Origin of the sequence: uncultured Proteiniphilum sp., from assembly GCF_937873925.1 — a bacterium.
Classification (GTDB): Bacteria; Bacteroidota; Bacteroidia; order Bacteroidales; family Dysgonomonadaceae; genus Proteiniphilum.
Genome location: NZ_CALNAT010000018.1, coordinates 1 through 2,709, shown reverse-complemented (window position 1 = coordinate 2,709; position 2,709 = coordinate 1). Strand labels below are relative to the sequence as shown.

The following is a 2,709-nucleotide window of genomic DNA, read 5'->3' as shown; positions in this document are numbered from 1 at the left end:
AGGCGGCAATTAACTGAAGGCAGTGCCAATGGTCGGGTGTTCCGATGATCACCATGTCCACATCTTTATTGTCGATCACTCTGCGCCAGTCCTTCACCAATTGTGGAGGCTTTTTTCCGGCCAACTCCTCCAAATCGGTTGCGCGCTGATAAAGCCACTGATCATCCACATCGCATAGGGAGATACACTCTACACCGGGATATTGAAGGAAAGCCCTCAAATTACTCCATCCCTGATTGCGACAACCGATCAGGCCGATCTTGATCTTATTGCCGGGGGCGGGCTGGCCGAAAACGGAAGAATAGGATCTTCCCATCAGGGGGGTCAGGCTCAGACCCGTCGCTGAAATGGCGGATTTCTTTAAAAAATTTCGTCTGTCCATGATAAAGTATTATTTAGAATTTATGTTTCGTCTGTTTCGATCTGCGCAGATCAATCCCCTGCAAAATTACCGGCCGGCTATGATTGAAACTTACGCAGATATCCGGAGAATAATAGAAAGAACTCTTACGATGAAACAAAGATAATAAAGTTTGTACAAAAACGACATAGTAATATTTTTTTAAGTTAAGGTTTGATTTTTTAAATGAATATCTATATTTGCAGATAATTCATTCATCGATCCCAAAGAAATTTGCCCTTATGCAACAACTCAATGATATCTTTCTCATTATCCATCAATATATTGCAGGGAACAACTGGTTTATTTTCCTCCTTCTGGGAACAGGTGTTTTTTTCACATGCTATTTAAAGTTTCCGCAGATCCGGTACTTTTCACATGCTCTCCGTATTGTAAAAGGGAAATACGACAAAGAGACCGACAAAGGTGACACCTCCCATTTTCAGGCGCTGGCGACCGCTCTTTCGGGAACGGTGGGTACCGGAAATATTGCCGGTGTAGCATTGGCTGTCCACCTGGGAGGACCCGCAGCACTGTTCTGGATGTTGATGACGGCATTCCTGGGAATGTGCACCAAATTTGTAGAAGTAACCTTGTCGCATAAATACCGTGACTTCGATGAGAAAGGAATGGTTGCCGGCGGTCCCATGTATTATATGAAAAAGAGGCTTAACATCAGGCTGAAAAATGGGAAGCGGATCAAAACGGGGTATTGGATAGGGGGCTTTTTCGCAATAGCCACTATCTTATCTTCTTTTGGAACGGGTAGCTTGCCTCAGGTTAACAGTATCTCCAATGCCATGTTCGCCACTTTCGGCATACAACATATGGTGACCGGCGCCGTGTTGTCCGTTTTACTGGCCTTGATCATCATCGGCGGGATCAAACGGATTGCACAGGTAACCGAAAAACTCGTACCTTTCATGGCAATCATCTATTTCCTGGGAGCCATCGCTGTTATCGCCTCCAATTATCAGAATATTATCCCCTCCTTCATTACCATGTTTCGCGATATCTTCACCGGTACCGCGGCTGTGGGCGGATTTCTGGGGGCCGGATTTGCCTTTGCCTTCAATAACGGGGTGAACAGGGGGCTATTTTCCAACGAAGCCGGACAGGGTTCCGCACCTATTGCCCATGCTGCAGCCAAGGCGCACGAGCCGGTTTCGGAAGGAATGGTCGCTATTCTGGAGCCTTTCATCGACACCATTATCATCTGCTTCCTTACAGGCATGGTACTTTTATCGTCGGGCGTATGGAACGAGAAACTCCCCAATCAGTTCCAACAGACCGATATTGAAATTCTGGCAGATTATTACTATGAACACAACGAGAAAGATTTGGCGGATCTCAAAAATCATCTGAACAGCAAAGCCAAAGTGGCGCTCTTTTCGGGTGTCCTGCAGGTACAAGAAGGTCAAATCCGGGACAAAATCTCTATTATTCATGCACGCTCACTGGCCGAAAACGTTAAAGTGAGAAAAGGAGGACAACCTTTTTCAGGAGAGATAACCGTCACCAATGGAAGAATAACCGACAGGTCAGCCAATTTAACTTTTACAGGCAATTCGCTTATTCACAGCGCTCCCCTCTCTACAGCCGCTTTTACAAGAAGTGTGCTGGGCAATGCCGGACAATATGTTGTCGCCATCGCATTACTTCTGTTTGCTTTCTCTACTGCTATCGCCTGGTCGTATTACGGCGACAGAAGCGTGACCTACCTGATTGGCGCAAAATATGTCGTATTTTACAGGATCATCTTTGTTCTGGGCTTTTTTCTTGCCTCCTTTACCGATACCACCATCATCTGGAATTTATCATTGATCACAGTAGCCTTTATGACGGTCCCCAACCTGCTTGGACTGCTTATTCTGCGTAAGGAAGTGAAATCGACCATTAAAGATTACTGGACCGGTTTCAAAAAGGAACATCCTGAGAAAAGGATCTGGTAAACGAAAAGTGAAAAATGGAAAACGAAAAGTGAAAAGTCAATATGTTGATGTGCCAATGTGATAATTCTAAGTTTATTGAGGAACAGACTAATAAATCATTGAATTATCAAATCGTTAAATCATCAAATCGACTAATTATTCATTAGCCCCAACAATAGGATTATAGCAAGTTTAAAAAAAATCATGTAAATTTGCAGCCTTTAAGGAAGGATGTTAGTCTGCACAAAGACGTTCCTTCGCAACACGAACACGCAACCCGTAACTCGAAATTCGAATATGTCAAAACAATTTAAACGTACGCTTATTACATCGGCGCTACCGTATGCGAACGGCCCGGTACATATCGGACACCTGGCC

1 protein-coding gene and 1 pseudogene are annotated in these 2,709 nt (G+C 44.5%); one reads left to right on the top strand and one right to left on the bottom strand.

All coding sequences use genetic code 11. The features are described from left to right. Positions 1 to 382: pseudogene (locus tag Q0502_RS01350) on the bottom strand (gfo/Idh/MocA family oxidoreductase); the annotation flags it as partial. A 260-nt stretch (positions 383 to 642) separates the two neighbouring features. Here Q0502_RS01350 and Q0502_RS01345 point away from each other — a divergent pair. Then, a complete protein-coding gene (locus Q0502_RS01345; RefSeq protein WP_298646263.1) occupies positions 643 to 2,352 on the top strand; it encodes a sodium:alanine symporter family protein in 1,710 nt (569 codons plus the stop codon). Positions 2,353 to 2,709: the final 357 nt, after the last annotated feature.

Excerpts from the sequence above, each read along its gene's own strand:
- Q0502_RS01345 (WP_298646263.1), top strand. The coding sequence starts at position 643 with ATGCAACAACTCAATGATATCTTTCTCATTATCCATCAATATATTGCA.